Source organism: Nitratireductor aquibiodomus (genome assembly GCF_900105565.1).
GTDB lineage: Bacteria > Pseudomonadota > Alphaproteobacteria > Rhizobiales > Rhizobiaceae > Nitratireductor > Nitratireductor aquibiodomus.
In genome coordinates, this window is sequence record NZ_FNSL01000001.1 from 3,341,908 (window position 1) to 3,364,846 (window position 22,939).

Below are 22,939 nucleotides of genomic sequence, written 5' to 3' on the forward strand. Positions count from 1 at the left end.
GTCCTGACCCTACCAGCCATTCATCACGTGGCCGGGGCGCAGCCGCTTGCCACGCGGATTGAGAAAGGCGCTCTGGAAGTCGAAACTGCCGGTTTCTTCGATGAAAGCCGGGACGGAGAGGTTGTCGAGGCTTTCGCTGATATGCCGCGCGAGCGCATCGATTATCTCCACCTGGCCGGTGTGTCCGCGCATCAGGCCGATATGACAATCGGGCAGCGGCTTGAAACCATCAGCCTCGCCCAGAACGCGCATGCCCGGCCGCAACGCGCATTCCGGCAGAACCGAGACGGCAAGGCCGGAGAGAACGGCCGTTGCGATGACCGTGGCCGAAAAACTGGTGAAGAGAACGCGATACTGCCGACCGTCCTCCTCCAGAGCTGCACAGGCGGTACGCCGCCACAGGCAGTTGGGGCGTCCGAACGCCATGGGCAGCACTTCGCGCTCGTGAACCGTGTGGTTTGCCGAGCTCACCCAGAGCACGGGTTCGCGGCGGACCGGCTCGGACCCGCCCTTGGAATCGTCGTGGGTCACCAGAGCGAGATCGAGATTCCCGCGCCGGATATGCTCCACAAGATTGGTGGTGGGTTCGCAGGCCACTGAAAGTTCGACACGTGGATTGGAGCGCGAGAAGCGTGCCATGATCTCCGGCAGAAAGCGGTCGGCATAATCGTCCGGCGTGCCGATGCGGATGTGCCCTTCGAGGCTCGCATCGTCGAACGCTGCGAGTGTTTCGCGGTTAAGCCGGAGCATGCGGCGCGCATAGGTCAGAAGCCGTTCGCCTTCTTCCGTCAGCCGGTTGGTCCTGCCGTCCTTTTGGAAAAGCGCCTTGCCGATGCGCTCTTCGAGCCGGCGCATCTGCATCGAAACGGCGGACTGGGTGCGATGCACCTCCTCGGCGGCCCGGGTGAAACTGCCCGTGTCGGCAATCGCGATGAATGTGGAAAGCTGGTCGAGGTCGAGCGGGGCGGCCATGGAACACCTATCATTGATGTTGATGATAGAGATTAGAAACATTCGTTCGACTAATCAATAAGGCTTTGACACCATGTGCCTGTTCATGGGGTGGGCCTTTCGATTTCACCGGGAAGCCCGCTCCGCACTTTCCCTTTCAAGACACAAAGGATCAGAACGATGACCCGCGCCGAAACCCAGACCTTCGCCCTGACCGCTGTAGCGCAGCCGGCTGGCGTGGTGCGCGCGATTACGGCGTCGCTTCTGGCCAGGACAACGCGCTACTGGAAGGCCCGCACGGCAATGCGACACCTCTCTGAGATGTCCGACTGGCAACTTGCCGATATCGGCCTGACACGGAGCGATGTGGACATGGTGGCGTTGCGCAACCCGCGAAAGCTTGCGACGCAGGCGCTGCAGGAAATCGCCTTTGAGCGCACGCGAATGACAGCGCTCCACGGCGGAACCGACCCAAAACCCTGACAGCTCAAAGTTTCCCAATGCAGGCCTGACTCCCGCAAGGCCGGTTCCCCCCGGCAGCCTGCACATTGCCCGGTCCTCTGGACCGGGCTTTTTTTATGGTTCGTTCAGGAATGAGAGTTCAGGCTGGGTCGCCGTCTTCTTCGTCTATCGAGCGACCGGGGATCGCATAGCTGCCCGATAGCCAGCGATTGAGGTCCACATCCTTGCAGCGTTTCGAGCAGAATGGATAAAACGCACGTTGTGAGGGCTTGCCGCATTCGGGGCAGGGGCGCTTTGGACGCAGCGGCGTGACCTTTTCGGGCTGGTTCTGATCCATTTCAATGCGCTCCGGCGCCGGAGAGCCAGTTGAAATGGACCTTGTAGCCATCGGCCACCAGCAGATTGACAGTCTCGTAGAGCGGCAGGCCCACCACATTGGAATAGGAGCCGACAAGCTTGACGACAAAGGTTCCGGCCAGGCCCTGAATGGCATATCCACCGGCCTTGCCGCGCCATTCGCCGGATGCCAGGTAGCTTTCGAGCTCTTCATGCGAGAGACGCTTGAAGCGCACGCGCGATTCGACAAGGCGCTGGCGAAGCTTGCCCGATGGGGTGATGAGGCAAAGCCCGGTGTAGACCCGGTGGGTGCGCCCGGACAGGAGCTGCAGGCAGTTGGAGGCCTCGTCCACCATCTCGGCCTTGGGCAGAATGCGACGCCCGACAGCGACGACCGTGTCGGCAGCCAGCAGGTAACAGCCCTCCGCCTCGCCATTCTGCTTCAGGCGGTCATGCGCCTTTTCGGCCTTGCCGAGCGCCAGTCGCTTGGCAAGCGATCGCGGGTGTTCGCTTTTGAGCGGCGTTTCATCGATGTTGGCAGGGGCAAGGCGATCAGGTTCGAGGCCGGCCTGCTGCAGGAGCTCGACGCGGCGGGGTGAGCCGGAAGCCAGCACGAGTTTCTGCAGTGCGCTCATCGCTATATCACCGACCGCGACAGCTTCTATTTGAAGCGGTAGGTGATGCGACCCTTGGTCAGGTCGTAGGGCGTCATTTCGACGAGCACCTTGTCACCCGTCAGGACGCGAATGCGGTTCTTGCGCATACGCCCGGCCGTGTGGGCAATGATCTCGTGTTCGTTTTCCAGTTTGACGCGAAACATCGCGTTGGGCAGCAGTTCCGTGACCACGCCTGGAAACTCCAGGACTTCTTCCTTTGGCATCCGTTACCTTCGGTTTTAAAGATTTTCCCGGCCGACGACCGGAATTTGGCGCGGAACCTAGCCCATTCATCACTCTTTGTGAACAAGCCAAACCCCGGTAAACGCCAATTTGTGTCGGTTTTGTTTCATGTTTCAAAGCGCTGCGCAATGGAAGCGGCCAGCCGGTCGCGCACATCGCGGTATGCAGCGATGATCTGGTCGCGTGTGCCGCTGACGACAGTGGGGTCCATTGTCGGCCAATATTCGACATCGGCCGCGATTGTCCGGGTCATGTCGAGTGCGCGGTGATGCGCCTCCGGCGACAGGGTGATGATGAGATCGAAATTCGTGTCGGCCAGCTCTTCGATGGATTGCGGCTGGCGCTCTCCAAGCGAAAGCCCCTTTTCATCCAGCACCGCATCCACAAACGGATCGCGCTCCCCAGCGCGCAGGCCCGCGGAGGCCAGAAAGACGCGGGACGGCAATATCTGGCGTGCAAGCGCTTCGGCCATCGGGGAACGGATGGCGTTCATGCCACACAGAAACAGCACCGACTGCGGCGCCAGCGGTTTGCCTGCTGCGCCGGGGCTCATGGCCGCGCTCCCACCGGGACGGCACCCATGACGCGTATCAGCCCCGCCAATGCAGCACGCAAACCAGCGTGAAAAGCCGCCGCGCGGTGTCGAAATCCACGTCGATCTTGTCCTTCAGGCGGTCCATCAGCGTTTGCGATCCCTCATTGTGCAGGCCGCGTCGCCCCATGTCGATCGCTTCGATCTGGCTGGGCGTGGCGCTGCGAATGGCATCGTAATAGCTTTCGCAGATCAGGAAGTAATCTTTGACGATGCGGCGAAACGGGGTGAGCGAGAGAATGTGCGTGACCACCGCCTCGCCATTCTCACGTGAGATGGCGAAGACAAGCCTCGCCTCAACGAGCGACAGTTTCAGCTTGTAGGGGCCTTCGCCACTGTCGCCGACTGGCCTGAAACTGTTTTCTTCGACCAGATCGAAAATGGCGACTGCGCGCTCATGTTCGACATCCGGTGTGCCGCGGCCAACGGACTCGTCGAGTTCGACATCGATCAAACGTGCCGTATCGGAGTCCTGACAGGCCATGTCAGACGTCGTGTCTTGGTCGGCTCGGCGTCTCCCACGCCGCGCCGAGATCGGTCAGCCGTGCCTCGATGCACTCGACATCGAGCCGCAAAGCGGCATCGCCGGAGAAAATCAGTTCGACAACACCGGTCGGAGTTTCTTCGGCCGGTATGAAATTGAGTGCCAGAAGGGACAGCACATCGTCAGGGCGGCCGCGGTTGATGCCTGCCGCGCGCACATGCTGCACGCGGTCGAAGTGAAGAATACTGCGACGGCGTTCATGAGGTGTTTTCTTCAGGAAGCCGCGCCTGGTCTCATTTTCCCACACAAACCGGTTGCAGGCGACCGCGAAGCGCCGGTTCGACGGCTCGAAAGCGAGATCTCCGACTTTGACGACGGCATCCTGCAGGTGCGCTGAAAGGATTCCGAGATCGATATCGTCGAGCGCTACGAGCTTGAGAAAATCCATGACCACTATGCCCGTCAGATTCAGCTTGAGATACGCTCGACCGCAGCGCCGCAAGCGGAAAGCTTCTCTTCAAGCCGCTCGAAACCGCGATCCAGATGATAAACGCGGTTTACCTCCGTCTGCCCTTCCGCTGCAAGCGCGGCGATGACGAGGGAGACCGAAGCGCGCAGATCGGTCGCCATCACGGGGGCGCCGCGCAGTTGCGCCACGCCGTCCACGACGGCGGTCTGGCCGGAAAGCGAGATCTTCGCGCCGAGGCGTGCCAGTTCCTGCACATGCATGAACCGGTTCTCGAAGATGGTTTCGGTAATGTGCGAACGCCCCGTGGCCATGGTCATGAGCCCCATGAACTGCGCCTGCAGGTCGGTGGGAAAGCCGGGAAAGGGCTGGGTTGTGATGTCGACCGGATTGATGCCGCCGCCATTGCGGCGCACGCGAATGCCGGTGTTGGCGCGGGTGATCTCGGCGCCGGTCTGCTCCAGCGTTCCAAGCGCTGATTCCAGAAGATCGGCCTGCGCCCCTGCCAGCATAACGTCGCCGCCGGTCATCGCCACTGCCATTGCATAGGTGCCGGTTTCGATCCGGTCGGGGATGACCCGGTGCCGCGCGCCTGAAAGGCTCGTCACGCCATCGATCCTGATCGTGTCGGTGCCGGCGCCGGAAATCTTTGCGCCCATGGCATTGAGGCATTCGGCCAGGTTGACGACCTCCGGCTCGCGCGCCGCGTTTTCCAGAACGGTCTCACCCTTTGCGAGCGCGGCGGCCATCATCAGCACATGCGTTGCACCGACGGAAACCTTCGGGAACACGTAGCGGTTGCCGATGAGACCGTTTTTGGCCTTTGCGTGCACATAGCCCTGCTCGATCTCGATTTCGGCACCCAGCGCGCGCAGGCCGTCGATGAAGAGGTCGACGGGGCGTGTGCCGATGGCGCAGCCGCCCGGCAGCGAAACACGCGCCTCGCCCATGCGCGCCAGAAGCGGGCCGATGACCCAGAAGCTCGCACGCATTTTCGAAACGAGTTCATAGGGCGCGACGGTATCGACAATGCTGCGCGCGGTGAAATGGATCGTTCGCGAATAACCCTTCTGCTGGTTTTCGCGGCGGCCATTGACCGAGTAGTCGACACCGTGATTACCAAGGATGCGGATCAGGCTCTCCACATCCGCCAGGTGCGGTACGTTGTCGAGTGTCAGTGTGTCGTCGGTCATCAGCGACGCGATCATCAGCGGCAGGGCGGCGTTCTTTGCGCCGGAGATGGGAAGCGTGCCGTTGAGCACGTTGCCACCGGTTATGCGTATGCGATCCATCCGTTCTCACTTTCCGGGCGCAGTTCCCGATGTCGTCCGTCTTTTCGGATTGTCCCCGACTTGCCAGAATGCGCCGATTGCCTTGCGGTATCGTAAAGGTTGGCTCTGCTGCGGCAGGCGCCGGACGCAAGACCGCGAAGCAGTTGTTGCAAGACATATTCGTTTCAAATGGTCCTAAAACATGGCCGCTCGCGGCGCAAGGCAGGGATTGCTGCATGCGGATAGGCTATTCGTCGGTATCTGCCGCATCCGGGCGCAGCCCGTCGGGGCGCTGGTCGGCTTCGCCCTGGCGGCGCGAGCGGGCCTGCGCCTTCCGGCGGGCGAGATTGGCGCGCAACTGCGCGGCGAGGCGCCTGCTGCGCTCGTCGTCGCCCTTTCCACCGGAGGATGAGGCATCTGGCTTTCTGGCTTTGCTCAAGTGAAACTCCATGGAGAACCCGTCTGTAATCCTACCCCTGTGTCTTCGCACTGCAAGCGGCGCCGCACCGGTCCCAGGGGCGATTTTCACAGCCCTTTATCAAAGTGAGCAACTGAATGCGAATGTGTGCTTGCGCAATGCCGATCATTGTGGCAGAAGTCCGCCGCATCACAGAGGCGGGCGCGCTGCTGCCCGTTCATGGTCCGGACGCCTTTGGCCCGTTTGTTCTTCAGGCGTTTCCGTTCCGGCGCTGCTGCCGTAGCTCAGGGGTAGAGCACTCCCTTGGTAAGGGAGAGGTCGAGAGTTCAAATCTCTCCGGCAGCACCAGCTTCACAATCCATTCATGGAAACCTGTTCGCGGTTCACCGCGCCGGGGGTGGTTGCCTGCCTTTGACACCCCCTCAGCCCGTAACGGTTACCCGTTGAATCACCCAGGAATATTGCCAAGACCGCTGTTCTCATCAGGATGAGCCAGGTTTGGTCGGCGTTCGATCATGAAGGGCACCACTTGCGGGTGTCACATTCTTTTCGGCGAAACGACTGGCACAATTGATAATTCTTTGCGGGAGCGCGAGATGGACAATCTGCCGTGGGTGCCCAGAAGGGGCATCAGGCAGTTCAAAAATGCCGACCGAAAACGACCGATCGAAGAACGGATCAGGTCTCTGGACGGTATCGCTCTGCGGCACTGGCGCTTTCCTCAGGCGGCGAATCTGCTTGGTCTGCGCGGCATCTCCGTATGGCTTGGCATTGCGATGGCCGTCGCCGTGACCGTCGCCCCTGCTGAAGCACAGGTTCAGCGAAGCTTTCTCAACCTTGGCTTTGAAGCGCCCAGCATTAACTGCAGTTACGCCCACGTGACCAGCGGAGCGGTTGAGGGCTGGTCAACAACCCATGCTCAGATGGGCGGAAACTGCGGCTACGGGACTGGCCCTCTGATTGAGATTTGGCGGAGCGGTTTCAACGGTGTGCCATCGCGGTCCGGGTCACAACATGCCGAACTCAATGCCCGCCAGAACTCCCGTATCTATCAGACTGTGTGTCTGCTCGAAGGCGATCAAATCGACTGGAGGTTCAGTCACCGTGGGCTTTCAGGCACCGATGTTGTGGATTTCAGAATCGGAACCGCTGATCGGGTTGTTCGGGCATCAACAAGCAATGCTGGTGTCGGCAGCCCTAGCCTTTGTGGCAGTGGTGCCGCCATCAGCGACGCCACGTGTACCTCTGTCCAGACAAACACCTGGAGAGATTATTCGGGCACATTCACCTGGACCGGCCCCACCAGCCTTCAACAGTTCGGTTTCGCAGCTGTTTCCACTTCGGATGGCAATCCAGATACAGGCAACCACATCGACGACATTCAGCTGCGCATCGACCCTCTGATCGAGTTTGCGCAGAGCGAGACCGCCTACCCGGAAAGCGGGGAGGACTCGAATCTGCCCAAACTCAGGGTGAGCGGATACCTCGAAGACCCGCTTACGGTGACAGTGAATGTGGTCGGAGGGACGGCGGAACTCGGCAATGACTACACAACCCCCGGCGGCGGGTCGACTTTCACCGTTTCCATCCCGGCAGGAACGTATTCCGCTGCAGATTTCGACATGGGTGTCAGTGTGATTGAAGACACTCTGACAGAGGAAGACGAGACAATCGAGTTCGAACTCGTCGAGGGCAGTGGCTATATTTTGAATAGCACCCAGACCTGCGGTGGAGCTCCCATCGCTCTGGGTACGCACACAATTCAGGAAGAGAAAATCGAGCTCACCAATGTGGTGACACTCAACGATGCGAATGGCAACGGGGTGCCCGATGCCGGCGAGACGGTTTCATATCAACTCGGAGTGACCAACACCAGTTCGGTTGATCTGAGCGGGATTTCAGTCGAAGCACCTCTTCCGGGCATTCCGGTTTCCGGCGGTCCCATCAACCTTGCGGCAGGCACATCGAACGATACTGCATTTTCGGCTACCTACACATTGACCCAGGCGGATGTGGATGCCGGGATTCTCGAAAATCAGGCCATTGTCACAGGGAATGTCACGGCCACCGGCCATGAGATCCAGGACCTTTCCGACGACCCCAGCAATGCCACAGACGAGGATCTGGAGGATGATGGCGATCCGGACGACATAACCATACTCAGACTCACAGCCAATGGCGAACACACGCTTGAGAAACAGGCTGTGCTTATCGATGCCAATGGCAACGGGCAGCCTGATCTCGGCGAGACCCTGGAATACACCTTCACCGTCGTGAATACCGGCAATGTAACGCTTTCCGACATCGAAGTGACGGACGAAAAGGTCAATGTTACGGGCAGCCCGATTTCGTCGCTGGGGCCGGGAGAGACAGATTCGAACGTCAAGGGCACCTATGAGCTTACGCAGGCCGATATCGACGCTGGTGAGGTCGAAAACAGTGCCGAGTCCACCGGGTCGGACCCGAGAGGAGACCCGGTTCATGCAACATCCTCCCCGCCAGGTGGCAGCCCGGGCGACAAGACGGTGACACCGCTTGATCAGAATAGCGATATGGATCTGATCAAGAATGCAGAGCATCAGGATGCCGACAATGATGGGGTGATCGATGTTGGTGAGACGATCCTCTACACATTCGCGGTCAAGAACACCGGCAATGTCACGCTGACCGACGTGACCGTCGAGGATGAAAAGGTAGATGTTGAGGGCGGTCCCCTTGCAAGCCTGGAGCCAGATGCAGAAGACACGACCACCTTCAAGGGCTCCTACATCGTCACGCAGGAAGATGCGGATGCCGGCACGATAGAGAACGTCGCAGAAGGCAAGGCAAAGAACCCCAAAGGAGAAGACGTGACCGTCGACTCCCGCCCGCCAGGCGGGGAACCGGGTGGTGCTACCGAACTCGACATTCCGAGCTTTCCCGGACTGAACATTCTGAAATCGGCCTTGTTCGACCTTGCTGACGATACGAATGGCAATGGTTACCCCGATGCTGGTGAGCTTGTTCGCTATAAATTCGAGATCAAGAATACGGGGAATGTGACGATCTCGAACATCACCGTTGATGACCCACTGGCGAACACGAGTGGTGGACCGATCTCAGCTCTTGCTTCTGGTGAGAGTGATGGTGAGACAATTTCAGCAACGCATGTGCTGACCCAGGATGATGTCGACGCCGGTGAGATCACGAACCAGGCGACCGCGCGTGGTGAGACGGTCGCGGGTACACCGGTGACTGATCTTTCCGACGACCCGGAGAACACGGAGGATCGCGACCAGGACGGCGATGGCGATCCGGACGATCCGACGGTTCTTCAGTTGCCTCAGAATCTATCGCTGGCACTGGAGAAAACGGGCACGTTTCAGGGAGCGGAAAGCGGGCTGGCACAGCCTGGCGATACCATCCTCTATTCGGTAACGGTAACAAATGACGGTAATGTCACGGCATCCGACGTGCAGCCGCACGACCCCGGCCCGACATTCGCTGGCAGGCCGGGAACTGGCTCGCTTACAGCTTTCACACCGACAAGGGCCAATATAGGGCCGGACAAAAGCACGACGTTTTCGGCGACCTACAAGCTGACGGCGGCAGACATTGCGAATGCTCAGGATGTCGAAAATGGCGTTCAGAACTCGGCAACAGCAACAGGTACGGGGCCGAAGGGAGACGAAACGACGTCGCCGGAGGTCACCGCAGTTCTCAACCTCCCGGGCTACCTGATCAGTAAGACAGCCGAATTATCAGAGGTCCAGCGTGGTGGCACGGCGCGCTACGTGATCCGGGCCAAGGGAATCGGATTTGATGCACCGAGCGTGGTCGACGTCGTTGACGAGATACCGATCGCATTTGCGTATGTTTCTGGCTCGGCCATGCTTGGAAACACTGCGCTGACACCGAAAATCGACGGTCGCCGGCTTACCTTCGAAGACATTACGCTGAATCCGGATGAAGAGGTTGAAATCACACTGGAGCTCCGCGTGACTGCGGCGGCGAAACCCGACACATACATCAACCGGGCGTGGCTGGAGGATGCCGACGGGCAGATGGTCTCGCGCGTTGCCACAGCCGAAGTTGAGATCATGCCGGAACCGCTTTTCGACTGTGGTGACCTTCTGGGAAAAGTGTTCGATGACAGGAACCGCAATGGTTATCAGGACAAGGGGGAGCCCGGTCTGCCTGGTGCCCGGGTCGCAGCCGTGAAAGGGCTGCTTGTCACGACGGATGATCACGGCCGGTTTCACGTTGCGTGCGCAGACCTTCCCGACCAGCGCATTGGAACGAACTACATCCTGAAACTCGATCTGCGGTCACTTCCTTCCGGCTATCGTATCACGACGGAGAATCCCCGGATCGCTCGCCTCACTGCAGGCAAGGCAACTGAATTTCTTTTCGGTGTCTCCATCGGGCGGATTGTGCGGGTTGATCTTGCCGCGGGTGCCTTCGAACCTGGGGAGAAAGAACTGAAACCTGAGTGGCGTTCGCGTGTCGACCAGTTGATCAACCTGCTCGACGAGGAGCCGTCGGTAGTGCGGCTGTCCTACGCGGGCGAAAGGGATCGACTGGCCAGACAGCGGTTGGCGGCGATTCGGCAACTGATCGCAACAGAATGGCGCAACATTGGCGCACGCTACAGGCTGGAGATAGAGACACGCCTGCAGACATCGAATGAGGAGTGAATGGGTGAGGGGAAGGCGAAATGATGCTGCTGGAGCACGATACGCCAGCGCGACTTGACGCCTTGACCATCGAGGTATAGGCAGCGCTCATGGCTCGTACTTCAACTTCACTTCGTCCTGTTTCCCGGCCAGCGCCCGATTACACCGACCCGGCCTACTGGCAGGGAACGATCAAGATGTCGTTGTCCAAGTTCTTCGTTTTGAGCGTGCTGCATCACAGGCCGATGCATGGATACGAAATTGTCCAGGCCGTCGAGAAAACGACCAATGGCTGCTGCAGTCCCACCGAGGGCACGGTCTATCCCATGCTCAACGAGTTCGAGGCCGGAGGGTACCTCTCCTCGAAACGCGAGGTTGTTCAGGGCCGGGAGCGGAAGATCTACGGGCTGACCGACAAGGGGCGTGAGGCGTTCCAGACCGCTGTCGCGGCCTGGCTCGAGGCCACGGACTGCATCCTTGCCGGCAAGGCCACCGCCGATGCCCTGCAGCATTCACAGCGGCGGGCGCGTTCCTCATGAGGTCGTTTTTTGCATGTATACATCGCCCATCGATGCATCGATAGCCGATGTCTTTGAGGGAGAGCCTCTGCCTGGGCCTCCCTTCTCGTCAACTCCGTCGAAAGAAGACTGTCAATGAGACTTCGCACGCTTCCCGATCCCGATTTGCTGCCGGCACTCGACCGCGACCATGCCGTTGAAAGACCTGCGAACGGGCTCCCGGAAGGACTGCAGCACCCGCCACGCATTCTGCTGCTTTACGGATCGCTGCGCGATCGGTCCTACTCCCGCTTCGCCGTGGAGGAGGCAGCGCGCCTCGTGCGTTTCTTCGGCGGCGAACCGCGCATCTTCGATCCTTCCGATCTTCCCCTTCCGGACCAGGTGAGAGGCGATGACCATCCGGCGGTGCGCGAGCTGCGTGAACACGCGATGTGGTCAGAAGGCCAGATTTGGTGCAGTCCTGAAAGGCACGGGCAGATCACCGGCGTCATGAAGGCGCAGATCGATCATCTGCCGCTAAAGATGGGCGGCATGCGGCCGACCCAGGGGCGGACACTCGCTGTCATGCAGGTCTCGGGTGGCTCGCAGTCCTTCAACGCCGTGAACACGCTGCGCCTGCTAGGACGCTGGATGCGGATGTTCACCATCCCCAATCAGTCGAGTGTGGCGAAGGCTTTTCAGGAATTTGACGGGGACGGAAGGATGCTTCCGTCCAGCTATTATGAGCGCATCGTCGACGTGGTTGAGGAACTCGTGCGCTTCACGATTTTGCTACGGCCGCATGTGGATCTTCTGACCGACCGCTATTCCGAGCGCAGACAGGTCGGGCGAAAGCCGGTTAATGCCAGTCGTGATCTTTCGGCAATCGCCGTGGCTCCGCAGGAGAAAAAGACCGGGACGTGACAAAATCGATCTGGCTGATAGCCACCCGTTCGCCAGTCATGGCAGGGGTTGGGCAGCCTGCGGGCCGGCTTGGCGGTCGCGGCTGTTGAAAAGCAGACGGGCAGCCCCGCTCAGGTAATCCTGCGTGTCCCGATATGGCCCGGGCCGGCGCTGAAACCTCCCCGCCGGCAAAAGAAAAGGCCCGCAGCCGATCCGGCAGCGGGCCCTGATGTTCTTGAGTGGTGAACTGCGGCCTACTTGCGCAGTTCCGCCTCGATCTTGTCGAGCGCCTCGGCCTTGCCCATGCCGGTCAGGAAGGCGAGCGTCACAATGGACGGCACACCGAGGTCAGACGGCAGCTGCGTGGTCGAAACGATGAGATCCACGCCGCTCAGCTCAGAGCGCACTTCCGTGGCCTTGCACTGGCGTGAATCGATGGTGATGCCGCGTTCCTTCATGGCCTCGGTTACCGCGTTGGCCACCACTGTCGAGGTGGCAATGCCGGTGCCGCAGGCAAACAGGACGGTCTTCTTGCTCATGGGTCTCTCCCGATCAATTGGGCATTATTTCAGAACCGCAGCGACATCATCAAGCGACGATGCCTGCATGAGGCCGGAAATGGCTTCCTTGCTCTGGATGGTCGCCATGATTTCCTGCAGCATTTCGATCTGCCGGTCTTTGTCGTTGAGCGCCATCAGGAAGACAAGACCGACTTCGACTGCCTCATCCGGGTCTTCCATGTTTGCGAAGGTTACCGGCTTTTTCAGTGTCGCAAGAGCAATGCCCGGCTTCAAGACATGTTCCGGATCGGTATGCGGCACCGCCACATTAACCGCGTGGCCGAGCGGAAGTCCGGTCGGCATCGTGGCTTCGCGGGCGAGAACCGCATCGGCAAAGCTGTCTTTCACATAGCCAGCATCCTTGAGCTTGCCGGCAAGCAGTCGGATGACAGCCTCACGGCTATCGGTATCGACCCCGAGGACAATCGCCTCGGGGTCGATGTGGTTCATAAGGGCTTCAGCCATTCACTAACCTATTCAGCCTTGTTGTGCAGTGGTTTCGTCGTCTTCCGCACCGGCTGCCCGTTCCCAGGCCAGCGTGTTGCGGCGATAGAGCCAGAAGCAGGCCGCGATGATGGCGGCGAGCACACCCAGCCCGGCAGCGCCCAGGTTCCGGATTGCTGCGATAACCACGTAGGAAATCCACAGGAAGCCGTCGACCACCGAGGTGATCTGGACCGCATTCTCAGGCATCTCGAAGCCCGAATCCACGGCAGCGCTGGTGAACAGCGGTGCAAGCGCGTTTGCCACATAGAAGCCGGCGGCAAGTGTCACCGTGCCGACGATCACCATGCGGAACACGTTGCCACGCAGGAGCGGCGCCGTCATGGCGACGATGAACGGAATAACCGCCAGGTCGGCAAACAGGATCACGCGGTTGCCCGGCAGGACGACCGACAGGATGATGGCGATCGGCACGAGGATGAGCGATGCGGAGATCGCGGCCGGGTGACCGATGAGGATCGCCGAGTCGAGACCGACCAGAAGCTCGCGGTCACCGGTGCGCTTGCGCACGAATTCCTGTGCGGCTTCCGACACGGGAAGCAGGCCTTCCATGAGGATCTTCACCATGCGCGGCAGAAGCAGCATCACGGCGGCGAGCGTCATGCCCGTCTGCAGAACCTTGGACAGGACCACGCCGAAATCGCCGGCATTGTAGTAGGCGACCACACCCAGCACGAGACCGATGATCAGGCCGAGCACGACCGGTTCACCGAAGACGCCGAAGCGGCGCTCAATGGTTTCCGTCGAGATGTTCACCTTGTTGACACCGGGAATGCGCTCGATGATCCAGTTGATCACGATGGCGATCGGCAGGATCTGGGCAGACGCCAGATGCGGCACCGAAACGCCGGGAATGCCATAGAATTTCTGCACGGCACGGGCCGACCAGTCAGCGAACAGCAGCGAGAGTGCCGCCATCAGCGCCGCAACAACAAGGCCGTAGGCAAGGCTGCCCGTGGCAGCGACGGCAAGCGAGCCGATAAAAGCAAAGTGCCAGAAATTCCACACGTCGACATTGAGCGTGCGGGTCATGCGCGTCAGAAGAAGCGCGATGTTGACGGCAATGCCGATCGGGATCACCCACAGGCCCACCGACGAGCCAAAGGCAATCGCGGCAGCAGACGGCCAGCCCACATCGACGATGTCGCGCTGAATGCCCGTATTGGTGACGATGGCCTGCGCCACGTCGCCGATGGAGCCGAGCATCAGCCCGAGAACCAGATTGATGCCGATGAATGCCACGCCAATCGTGACGGCGGCACGGAATGCCTTGCCGATCTTGGCCCCCAGCACCGCGGCAATGACAAAAATGACGATGGGCAACAGAACCGTTGCCCCAAGCGTATCAACGGCCGCTTTAAGGCCGCTCAGGAATGCGTCCATTTTCCTCCCCCTGAATCCCTGCTCATAATCATTCGCGATCAGAACATTTGTTTCTCAACGTAGACGCAAGTTTATGGCGCGCGGTCACTTTGCTGTCAATCGGCGAATCCGCGCGAAAAAATGCGCGGGACCGCAAAAAAATGCACTTCCTGATTTCCTCATAAGTGGCGTTTTTCGGAAGATACAACCACAAGATGAAATCAGAACGGATGGGGCGATGATGCTCTCTGGTTACAACTCATTCACCCGGCCTGCACCGGCGGGTCCACTCGCTTCTCCTCCGTAACAAGCGGAACAGGAATTCACTTCACATCCTGTGAAGTGGCCGCCAAAGCCGGCCCTCCCGCCCCCCGGGTCGGCTTTCTCCCAAAGCCTTGCCTCACTTTCTAAAAGTGCAGGTGAGGCTTTGGGACCCTCCATATGCATCGGCTCGTGTGTCTCGCGTGAATGGCCAAACTCACCGGACCTGCCCGTGCCCGCAAAACCTCTCATTGATCACGTCTCGATCTGCCGGCTCCTCGATGAAATGGCTGAACTGGGATTCTCCAGCGCCGAAGTCGACATCATGCTTGTCCGACAGGGTGCGGTGGATCTGGACGTTCTACAGGAATGCAAACGCAACCATCCCGTATTCAGCCGCGCATCACGCAGGAAGCGACGCCTTCTACGCATCAAACACTAGGAACGATACACCCGGCCACGCCACTTTCGCGGTTGTGCGGTGCCTGAACGCTTCATCGTTTCATGAAACCGAGAAAGCGGCCCGGATATCCGGTTCCCGCAGTTCCGGGCAAAACCCGGTTAACACGCTTCTTGGACTTGCCCTGGATTATTGAAACCATCCCCCCCCCCGTGCTGTGACGGTTCAGCGACAGGTGCAGGAGTTCAGGTGCTCAGTGCCTCGTCGGTGTGGCCGCGCCTCCTGCTTTGGCGCGGCCGCATTTCAAGTTCGCCTGAACGCTTCCTTTAGTTCTCGGTGTTGTGTGAGGCCACCGTGGCGTCGGTCTGATATTGCGCCAGGGCGCCTTCATATCCGAACAGGGCCGCTGCCACTGTGGCCGCAGCCGTTTCGACCAGTGCAGCCTTGCCGGCAGGTTGAAACGTCTCCTTTACAAGAGAGGAGGCCTGTACCTCCCGAGACGCCGAATCCAGGAGGTGCCAGTAGATCCGTACCTCGTCTCCTTCTATCTGAACGCTTGTCAGCAGTTCGTACACATCGCTTTCAGCACCGAACATCGCCCTGATCCGGGAGACGACCGTTTCAAGCTTCTCATGCGGACGCACACCGACAGAACGCACAGCCCTCTCACGGCCGACATTCAACCACAATGCATCGTTCAGCATCTCGGCAAGCTGGCTGGCGCTGGCATTTGCCTGGCTGGTCCGCGCGGTATCGAGCACGAGCACAGGGGCGGCTCTGCGGTTCGCATGGTTGGCGGGATCCAGCCAGAACGGGGTCGCAACCGACAGTGCAAGGCCGAGGGTGGCAACGAGCCCGGCGCCCACCATCAGGGATCGTGATCTGGAAAAATGCCGGGAGGCGAGCGCGACGAACATGTTTCTCGGGCCTCGCCTTTCAAAGACCGGAACATAGGCTCCCAGCGGTATGGAGATGTGGACAGGGTCTGTTTTTCCGGGCCCTGCATAGTAATCGCGCAGCGACTTTCGCAGTTGTCCCGCTGCGATCCGGACGATGGGATCGACCGTTGCGTCAAAGCTGGCATCCCTGCCAAAGACGTCGACCGCAATTGTGAACGCCTTGATCCGGTCGGCGCGCCCTGCGAGCGTTTCCTCGACAACGAAACGCAGGAAGCGCCTGTTGCGATCCGATGCCCGGAAGTCCGGGCTCTGAAGAAGCGCGTCCAGAACCACAAGCTCTTCCTCTCCAGTGCTCCCATCCCCCGGTGATATAATCTGAGATCTCTCCTTTCTCTCCTGTTTCGACACCCCGTTCCTGTGTGTTTCAGCCTCGTATTTCTGCAGCATTATCTCTCGCTTTTCGCAAGTCCGGAGGGTGCCCGGCACATCTGAAACATGGTCCGCGCGGCCCTCGCCAATCTGGATTTTCGTCTTGTACGCAACAGGAGCGCCATGCAGTCGTCGGGCAAAAGCGGGCGCATCCCCGCAGGGGTGCCGCCCGGAAGATGCCGAAACGATACGGTGAAATTGCTGGCGTGCTCCAGCGACACCGATGGCTTTTGCTCGAACAGACAGCACAGGGAACGCAAAACTGAATTGAATTATCCCGGACGATACGGTTATCGCCGACGCTTCAAACAAGCATTCGGCGTGGCTTATGAACAAGTAAGCCGTAAGCCCACGCAGGTGATCTGGCGCACCATTCAAGGCTTTCGAGTGCGTTTTGGCGCAGTTGCTGGGCAACATACGTATCTGGCGATGGCGGCTCATAAGCCGCTGGACGCGATAGCCTTGTGCGGGCGTTTTCAGACCGGCGCTTCGGTGGCACACCCGTCCTCCAGATCAGGCGACCGGACCGGGCCGCAGCATCAGATGCAGTTCGCGAAATGGTGGCCAAAGTGGCTGACCCGCTGCCTGCCCGGGAGTTTGGGTGAGCGGGATTTCCAGTTTCCGGAACCAGTGCCTTCAGGTCGGGACTGAAACCCTGTCTATGCTCCAGTCGGCGTGGGGGTGGAAGCTGTCATCAAGGCCTGTGGGATCGGTGTCGTGCGTTGCGTGTTGATCGCGGGATGCCGGATACTCAGTGGCGGCAGAGCGAGCCCCGAGGGGAGGAAACCATCTGTCCAGCAGCACAGGGAGGCGCTGGAACGGTTTCCCGTTTAATGGAAACGCCGCTCGGTAGTGTCCCTCCGTTTTCCCGCATCCATGCGGACGCAGGCTCTTGGGCCGCCAGAGAGAAGCGCCCGGTGCACACGGTAGCTTCAAAATGAGAGCGTGGATTTAAGTGTATGTATTTTTATCGCAAATCGTTGATTCGGATTTTGTGTTCTGGGGGGATTAGAAAATCTTTTGTTGATATTGATGTCACGTAACGAACTATTGTCACGGGTAATATGTTCAGGGCATATCGGGGGCGCGCCTCTATCAGGAGGAATTGTTCTCCGCCGTGCGTGCTGAATAAGTGTCATTTCGACCGGGGGCTTAAATGATCGTCGAATTTCCGCAAGAACCGGAAATACAGTCTTTGCCTGCTGAAATGCAGAAGGTCCCCCGACTTCCCATCCTTACAGAGCAGACCAGTGCACCGGCGCGTGGCAGATGCTGAAACGCGCATTGGATGCCGGCTGTCCTGCACTGAAATCTGAAAGTTGGGCCTGCTGCGATTGCACCTGCCTTCGTCTCCCGCTTCCCCGGATATCTCTCGAGGTCGAATGGTGGGGTTGAGGGCTGTTCGAAGGATCGCACGGGGAGCCTTGGCGTGGGGCGTTGCAGTGCTCGTTGCGCCTACGCCCACTCCTGCTGCTGAACTAGCCTGCACGCCGGGGCCGGGTTTTTCTCATTGCGTTCGCATTACTGCTGAAGCGGCTGATCAGACATTCGCAGTGCCGTCCGGCGTAAGTGTGCTGCATGTCCGGCTCTGGGGGGCGGGTGGCGGAGGCGCGTTCTCCGGCGGTCGGACCGGCCTGGGAGGTGGTGGCGCTTTTGCGGGCGGAACGCTCCCCGTCGCCGCTGGCGAGACGCTCACGGTGATCGTTGGTGAGGCGGGAAAGACCCACAGCACCGTGCCAACCTATGGCGGCGGCGGTGCCGGTGGCGATGATACGTCGGCTGGAAATCATGATGGAGCCAGTGGAGGTGGTCGTTCAGCCATCCGTGATTCGGGAGGGGTAGAACTTATAACCGCTGCCGGTGGTGGTGGCTCGGCAGCGGCGACCGCCAGCAATTCAGGAACTGCATTTGTGCGCAGCATGGCTGGTGCAGGCGGTCAGGATGCCGCTTTCTCGTCCGGTTGCAGTGCCGGGGTCGCGGCCTTCTCAGGCACCGACACTGGCGGCGGGGCCGGTGGCGCGGGTGCCCGACCTGGGGTTGATGGCAGTCAGTTTCAGGGCGGCGCTGGCGGCAGCGCATTCATCAACAACACAGGCTCAGGCGGTGGTGGGGGCGGTGGCTTTTATGGCGGCGGTGGCGGTGCAGCGCAGTATCGGCCGGTTACCTGCTCTTCCGCACATCCGCTGAACGGACAGGAGGGCAGTGGCGCGGGCGGTTCAAGCCATTTGTCCAGCAGGGTAACAGGCGGCGTCATTGTAAACGGTGACTGGGAAGCAGCAGGCAATGCGAGCGACGCGCACTATCTCGCGGGCATCGGTGCTGGCGGCCGTCCTTATGGACATGGCGGGTCGGGCCAGGTGATCATTCAATGGCGCGAGCCTGGCTCTCTCGCGCTGGATAAAATCGCCACCCTGAACGACAGCGACGGAGACGCCCAGATCGATACGGGAGAGACCGTTTCCTACAGGTTTCTTGTCACAAACACAGGGCCGGTGGTGCTGAGCGATGTCACCGTTGTCGACGACCTTCTTGCGTCTGCAAACATAACACTGAGCCCGGCACCGCAGACCCTCGCCCCTGGGGCAAGTGCTGCCTTCACGGCGGTCTATCAACCATCCCAGAGCGAAATTGATCGCGGGGTGGTCACCAATGTTGCCACCGCCACCGGCATTGATCCGTTCGGCGAGGAGGTGGAAAGTGCCGCGGATTCAGAGACTGTACCGCCGGATCAGACGCCGGAACTGGTGTTTGAAAAGACCGCCAGCCTGGATGATGTCAACGGCAACGGAGCGGTGGATGCGGGTGAGACGATTCGCTACCACTTCCTGGTCGTCAACACTGGTGGCGTAACACTGAGTGATGTTGCGGTTGACGATCCGATGCTTGCGGGTCAGGGCGTGGCGATCGCCCCCGGGCCGCAGATTCTTGTACCGGGTCAGAGCGTGAGCTTCACTGCGAGTTTTGCCGCCACGCAGACCGTGATCGACAATGGTGTCGTCGAGAATACCGCATTGGCGACCGCCCTGAATCCCGGTGGACAACCCGTCAGGAGCGACAGTGACAGCGCTCGTGTGCCTAGCCCTGTCCCACGGCTTTCCCTGAGCAAAGCAGGAGAATATGTCGACGCGGACGGCGATGGTGCAACAAGCGCTGGCGATCAGCTGGTCTACCGCCTGACGGCGATCAACAACGGCGGACGCACCATTACCGGTGTCAGGCCGGAAGATCCCGGCCCCTTGTTCAACGGCCATGCCGCCGAGGGCGCCCTTTCTGCGTTCCAGCCGACCTCCACTCGCTTGACGCCGGGGGCGAGTGCTGAGTTTTCTGCCGTCTACACTCTCACCCAGAGGGATATAGACAACGGAGCAGGCATTCCCGGCGCCGTGATCAATGAAGCGCGCGTGAGGGGGGCGACCGGGGGAATGGGCGTTTCTTCGCCACTGGCACGTTCGGTGATGTCTCTCGCGGCTGCCCGCGCTTCCGGGATACAATTGTACAAATCCGCGCAGCAGGCGCGGATCCGCCGGGGCGAGCAGGCGCATTTCGTCATTCGGCTTGTCAATGGTGCTGGGTCTGTGGCGGCGGGGCTGACGGTTTTGGACACGTTGCCGTCCGGCTTCCGCTATGTGGCTGGTTCGGCCAGCATGGATGGCGTTTCCGTCACGCCGCAGGTCAGCGGTCGCACGGTTCGTTTCGAGAACATCTCGCTTGCGGGTCACCAGACGGTTGAGTTCCGTCTGAGCATGCTGGCGCTGAGTTCCGCGGGGCCAGGCAAACACACCAACACGGCGTCGGTCACCGATGCGGGCGGAACGCCGCTCGCGCCGAATGCGAAGGCCGTGGTCGAGATACTGGTGGAGCCGGTGTTCGACTGCGGTGATGTCATCGGCAAGGTGTTCGATGACGTCAATCGCAATGGCTACCAGGACGAGGGGGAGCCGGGCCTGCCGGGCGTGCGCATCGCCACGGTCAAGGGCTGGCTCGTGACCACCGACCGGCATGGCCGTTTCCATGTCGCCTGCGCCATGCTGCCGGACCAGCGGATCGGCTCGAACTTCATCATGAAGCTCGACATCCGGACGCTGCCGACGGGCTATCGCGTGACGACGGAGAACCCGCGCGTGGTGCGGCTCACCGCCGGCAAGATGACGAAGCTCAACTTCGGAGCCTCGATCGGACGTGTCGTGCGGCTCGACCTCAGGGACGAGGCGTTCGAACCGGGTGGGACTGACCTTGTACGGCAGTGGGAGCAAGGCGTGGATCAGCTGATCGGTGTGTTGCGCAAGGAAGAATCGGTGCTGCGGCTCAGCTATGTGGACGCGTCCGCCGATGCTGACCTGGCCGGGGCGCGGCTGAAGGCGCTGAAGGCCCTGATCGGCAAGCGCTGGCGCGAGGAAGGTGCGCGCTATGCCCTTGAAATCGAGACGCGTGTGGAGGTGGGACAATGAGCACGGTCATCCTTTCGAAGCGCGCTTCCATGCGGCTTCTCGCACACCGCGCGCTTCTCCTGGCAGGCACGGCACTGATCGCATCGGCAGCAATGCCGGATGGTGTTCCGCGCGCAGGGGCCGTAGATGCCAAGGCTGGCGCAGCATGCGCAGACACTTTCATCCCACCCTTGCGCCATACAGGGAGGACCTGAAAGTGGATATGGTGGACCTGCCCTGCGAGCGTGCTGCGCGGTGAGATGCACGTGCTGAACGCAACAGACCACCGCCAGAAATCTAGGTTGAAATCTGTTTCAGTCTGATCGGAATGGACCGTGGTAAAATGGCGCGCCTGGATGGCGACACTTCGAACGAGTTGTTCGAGGTTTTGGCCGAATGGAATACCTACCTTGAGCACCGGAAATCCGATGATTTCCCGGTGCCGCCATGTCCTTAAAAGGTAGATTCAACAAAACCGGCAGCGCCCCGCGCTCTAAAGAAAAAGATAAGAAGCGCCCTTCGCCCTTCTGCATCCGCCTGAGCGAGGCTGACCGTGCCCGCCTGGCTATGGAGGCCGCGGGCACTCCGCTGGGTGCCTACATCAAGCAAAAAGCACTGGGCCTGCCTGCGCAGCGCAAACGACTGTCCGGCCTCACCATCAAGGACCGGCAGGCGTTTGCGCAAGCTCTCGCCCTGCTTGGCCAATCGCGCCTTGCCAGCAATCTCAACCAACTCGCCCACGCGGTGAATATCGGCTCGCTGCCGGTGACCCCGGAAACTGAAAGCTTTCTATTGGAGGCGGTCCAGGACGTGCGCGAGCTGCGCCGCCTGTTCCTGCTGGCGGTGGGAATGAAGCCTTTGAGGATCAGCCATGATCCTCAAAGGCTCTCAGCGCGGCAGCGGTCAGAACCTGGCCGCTCACCTCATGCGCATGGACGACAATGAGCATGTGCGCCTGCATGAGCTGCGCGGCTTTGCATCCGATGATCTTGGGGAGGCTTTCAAGGAAGCGGAAGGCATCGCGCGCGGGACCAACTGCCGCCAGTATCTATTCTCCCTCAGCCTCAATCCACCGGAAGACGCGAATTTAAGCGAGCACGGCTTTGAGGCGGCAATCGATCAGATCGAAGCCCGTCTTGGCCTTAGCGACCAGCCGCGCGCCATTGTCTTCCATGAGAAGGAAGGCCGCCGTCACGCCCATTGTGTCTGGTCGCGGATCGATGCGCAGACCATGACCGCCCGGCAGCTCTCCTTCTTCAAAAAGAAACTGCAAGGCGTCTCGCGTGAGCTATACCTGGAAAATGGCTGGAAGCTACCGCGCGGACTGGAAAGCCCGGCTGAGCGCAATCCGACCAACTTCACCCTGGAAGAATGGCAACAAGCCAAGCGCCAGGGCGTCGATCCCCGCTGGCTTAAATCCACTCTCCAGGAATGCTGGAAGCACTCAGATAGCCGCAAAGCGTTTGAAAGCAGCCTTGGCGAGCGCGGCTTTTTTCTCGCCCGTGGCGACAAACGCGGCCATGTGATTATCGACCACCACGGCGAGGTTTATTCCCTGCCGCGCATGCTCGGCGTGAAAACCAAAGACGTGCGCGCCCGGCTGGGTGATGGGAACGATCTCAAAAGCGTGACCGAGGCGCAGGCCATTATCGGCCAGCGCATGACCCCGGCAATACGCCGTCATGTTGAGGAATCCAGGAACCGCTTCCGGGACCGCTCAAATGACCTCGCCAAACAAAAAGAAGCGCTGACGCGCCAGCACCGCGCCGCGCGTGCACAACTCGATAACGATCAGCGCGCGGAATGGGACCGGGAAACGCTCAAACGGGCCGCGCGCCTCCCCAAAGGCCTGCGCGGCCTGTGGCACCGGCTGACCGGCAAATACCGAGAGGTTCGCACCCTCAATGAAGCGGAAGCAAAGGCCACCCGCGAGCGCCACGCACAGGCGCGGCAAGAGCTGATCGATCAGCAGCGGAGAGAGCGTGCGCTCCTCCAGATCAAGTTCAAGGAATTGCGGCAGGGCCAGGCGAAGCACCTTTCAGAGCTTCGCCGGGATGTGGGCCGCTTCATGCGCTTTGCGCGCGGCGATGCGAGATCGCCCGGACGCAAACAAAGCCAGGGCCTGCGCCTTGGTCTCTCTCGCTAAACCCGAAAAAGGAGACG

Annotated in this window: 22 protein-coding genes and 1 tRNA gene; 10 read left to right on the forward strand and 13 right to left on the reverse strand. The window is 60.3% G+C overall.

Features of this window, described 5'->3' with window-relative positions; all coding sequences use genetic code 11:
* Positions 1-9: 9 nt before the first annotated feature.
* Positions 10-972, reverse strand: coding sequence for a LysR substrate-binding domain-containing protein (locus tag BLW55_RS15745; RefSeq protein WP_090329429.1), 963 nt, complete (start codon positions 970-972; stop codon positions 10-12).
* 159 nt (positions 973-1,131) lie between these two features.
* On the opposite strand from BLW55_RS15745, the gene BLW55_RS15750 reads away from it, so the two are divergent.
* Positions 1,132-1,434: a DUF1127 domain-containing protein gene (locus tag BLW55_RS15750; RefSeq protein ID WP_007008983.1), complete on the forward strand. Its 303-nt coding sequence runs from the start codon at positions 1,132-1,134 to the stop codon at positions 1,432-1,434.
* Positions 1,435-1,552: 118 nt separating this feature from the next.
* On the opposite strand, the gene yacG is transcribed toward BLW55_RS15750, so the two are convergent.
* The 8 genes from yacG to BLW55_RS15790 form a co-directional block, all read right to left on the reverse strand.
* Positions 1,553-1,750 carry a DNA gyrase inhibitor YacG gene (gene yacG / locus BLW55_RS15755; RefSeq protein WP_007008982.1) on the reverse strand — a complete coding sequence of 66 codons (198 nt, stop codon included), beginning with the start codon at positions 1,748-1,750 and terminating at the stop codon, positions 1,553-1,555.
* Between the two features lies 1 nt (position 1,751).
* On the reverse strand, positions 1,752-2,384 hold the full coding sequence (locus BLW55_RS15760; RefSeq protein ID WP_090329430.1) for a Maf-like protein: 633 nt from the start codon (positions 2,382-2,384) through the stop codon (positions 1,752-1,754).
* 26 nt (positions 2,385-2,410) lie between these two features.
* Positions 2,411-2,629, reverse strand: a complete 219-nt coding sequence (infA, locus tag BLW55_RS15765; protein WP_006200926.1) for a translation initiation factor IF-1 — start codon at positions 2,627-2,629, stop codon at positions 2,411-2,413.
* Between the two features lie 125 nt (positions 2,630-2,754).
* On the reverse strand, positions 2,755-3,201 hold the full coding sequence (locus tag BLW55_RS15770; RefSeq protein ID WP_090329431.1) for an arsenate-mycothiol transferase ArsC: 447 nt from the start codon (positions 3,199-3,201) through the stop codon (positions 2,755-2,757).
* 37 nt (positions 3,202-3,238) lie between these two features.
* A complete protein-coding gene (locus BLW55_RS15775; RefSeq protein WP_007008979.1) occupies positions 3,239-3,724 on the reverse strand; it encodes a UPF0262 family protein in 486 nt (161 codons plus the stop codon).
* 1 nt (position 3,725) lies between these two features.
* Positions 3,726-4,172 carry a DUF2948 family protein gene (locus BLW55_RS15780; protein WP_007008978.1) on the reverse strand — a complete coding sequence of 149 codons (447 nt, stop codon included), beginning with the start codon at positions 4,170-4,172 and terminating at the stop codon, positions 3,726-3,728.
* Positions 4,173-4,192: 20 nt separating this feature from the next.
* Positions 4,193-5,482: a UDP-N-acetylglucosamine 1-carboxyvinyltransferase gene (murA, locus tag BLW55_RS15785; RefSeq protein ID WP_090329432.1), complete on the reverse strand. Its 1,290-nt coding sequence runs from the start codon at positions 5,480-5,482 to the stop codon at positions 4,193-4,195.
* A gap of 226 nt (positions 5,483-5,708) precedes the next feature.
* Positions 5,709-5,912 (reverse strand): hypothetical protein, encoded by a 204-nt coding sequence (locus BLW55_RS15790; protein ID WP_007008977.1) that lies wholly within the window; start codon positions 5,910-5,912, stop codon positions 5,709-5,711.
* Positions 5,913-6,152: 240 nt separating this feature from the next.
* On the opposite strand from BLW55_RS15790, the gene BLW55_RS15795 reads away from it, so the two are divergent.
* The 4 genes from BLW55_RS15795 to arsH all read left to right on the forward strand — a co-directional run bounded on the left by BLW55_RS15795 (position 6,153) and on the right by arsH (position 11,955).
* Positions 6,153-6,227 (forward strand) — tRNA-Thr (locus BLW55_RS15795).
* Between the two features lie 428 nt (positions 6,228-6,655).
* On the forward strand, positions 6,656-10,555 hold the full coding sequence (locus BLW55_RS15800; RefSeq protein ID WP_177175092.1) for a DUF7507 domain-containing protein: 3,900 nt from the start codon (positions 6,656-6,658) through the stop codon (positions 10,553-10,555).
* An 89-nt stretch (positions 10,556-10,644) separates the two neighbouring features.
* Entirely contained in the window at positions 10,645-11,073 is a 429-nt protein-coding gene (locus tag BLW55_RS15805) for a PadR family transcriptional regulator (protein ID WP_244509103.1), read from the forward strand.
* A 114-nt stretch (positions 11,074-11,187) separates the two neighbouring features.
* Complete coding sequence (gene arsH, locus BLW55_RS15810) at positions 11,188-11,955, forward strand: arsenical resistance protein ArsH (RefSeq protein ID WP_090329435.1); 768 nt, start codon at positions 11,188-11,190, stop codon at positions 11,953-11,955.
* 233 nt (positions 11,956-12,188) lie between these two features.
* Here arsH and BLW55_RS15815 read toward each other — a convergent pair whose 3' ends face one another.
* The 4 genes from BLW55_RS15815 to BLW55_RS15830 form a co-directional block, all read right to left on the reverse strand.
* A complete protein-coding gene (locus BLW55_RS15815) occupies positions 12,189-12,473 on the reverse strand; it encodes a PTS sugar transporter subunit IIB (protein WP_090329436.1) in 285 nt (94 codons plus the stop codon).
* A 24-nt stretch (positions 12,474-12,497) separates the two neighbouring features.
* A complete protein-coding gene (locus BLW55_RS15820) occupies positions 12,498-12,959 on the reverse strand; it encodes a PTS sugar transporter subunit IIA (RefSeq protein WP_007008972.1) in 462 nt (153 codons plus the stop codon).
* A 12-nt stretch (positions 12,960-12,971) separates the two neighbouring features.
* Positions 12,972-14,381, reverse strand: coding sequence for a PTS galactitol transporter subunit IIC (locus BLW55_RS15825; RefSeq protein WP_007008971.1), 1,410 nt, complete (start codon positions 14,379-14,381; stop codon positions 12,972-12,974).
* Positions 14,382-15,347: 966 nt separating this feature from the next.
* A complete protein-coding gene (locus tag BLW55_RS15830; RefSeq protein ID WP_025030360.1) occupies positions 15,348-16,253 on the reverse strand; it encodes a hypothetical protein in 906 nt (301 codons plus the stop codon).
* Between the two features lie 162 nt (positions 16,254-16,415).
* On the opposite strand from BLW55_RS15830, the gene BLW55_RS20665 reads away from it, so the two are divergent.
* The 5 genes from BLW55_RS20665 to BLW55_RS15850 all read left to right on the forward strand — a co-directional run bounded on the left by BLW55_RS20665 (position 16,416) and on the right by BLW55_RS15850 (position 22,922).
* Positions 16,416-17,000 carry a hypothetical protein gene (locus BLW55_RS20665; protein WP_143038444.1) on the forward strand — a complete coding sequence of 195 codons (585 nt, stop codon included), beginning with the start codon at positions 16,416-16,418 and terminating at the stop codon, positions 16,998-17,000.
* 902 nt (positions 17,001-17,902) lie between these two features.
* Entirely contained in the window at positions 17,903-20,797 is a 2,895-nt protein-coding gene (locus tag BLW55_RS15835) for a DUF7507 domain-containing protein (protein WP_143038445.1), read from the forward strand.
* Positions 20,794-20,991: a hypothetical protein gene (locus BLW55_RS15840; protein ID WP_007010587.1), complete on the forward strand. Its 198-nt coding sequence runs from the start codon at positions 20,794-20,796 to the stop codon at positions 20,989-20,991. Before BLW55_RS15835 ends, BLW55_RS15840 begins: the two co-directional genes overlap by 4 nt.
* Before the next feature lie 232 nt (positions 20,992-21,223).
* Entirely contained in the window at positions 21,224-21,721 is a 498-nt protein-coding gene (locus BLW55_RS15845; RefSeq protein ID WP_177175093.1) for a hypothetical protein, read from the forward strand.
* Positions 21,708-22,922, forward strand: coding sequence for a relaxase/mobilization nuclease domain-containing protein (locus BLW55_RS15850; RefSeq protein ID WP_342027755.1), 1,215 nt, complete (start codon positions 21,708-21,710; stop codon positions 22,920-22,922). Before BLW55_RS15845 ends, BLW55_RS15850 begins: the two co-directional genes overlap by 14 nt.
* The last annotated feature ends 17 nt before the right edge of the window (positions 22,923-22,939 follow it).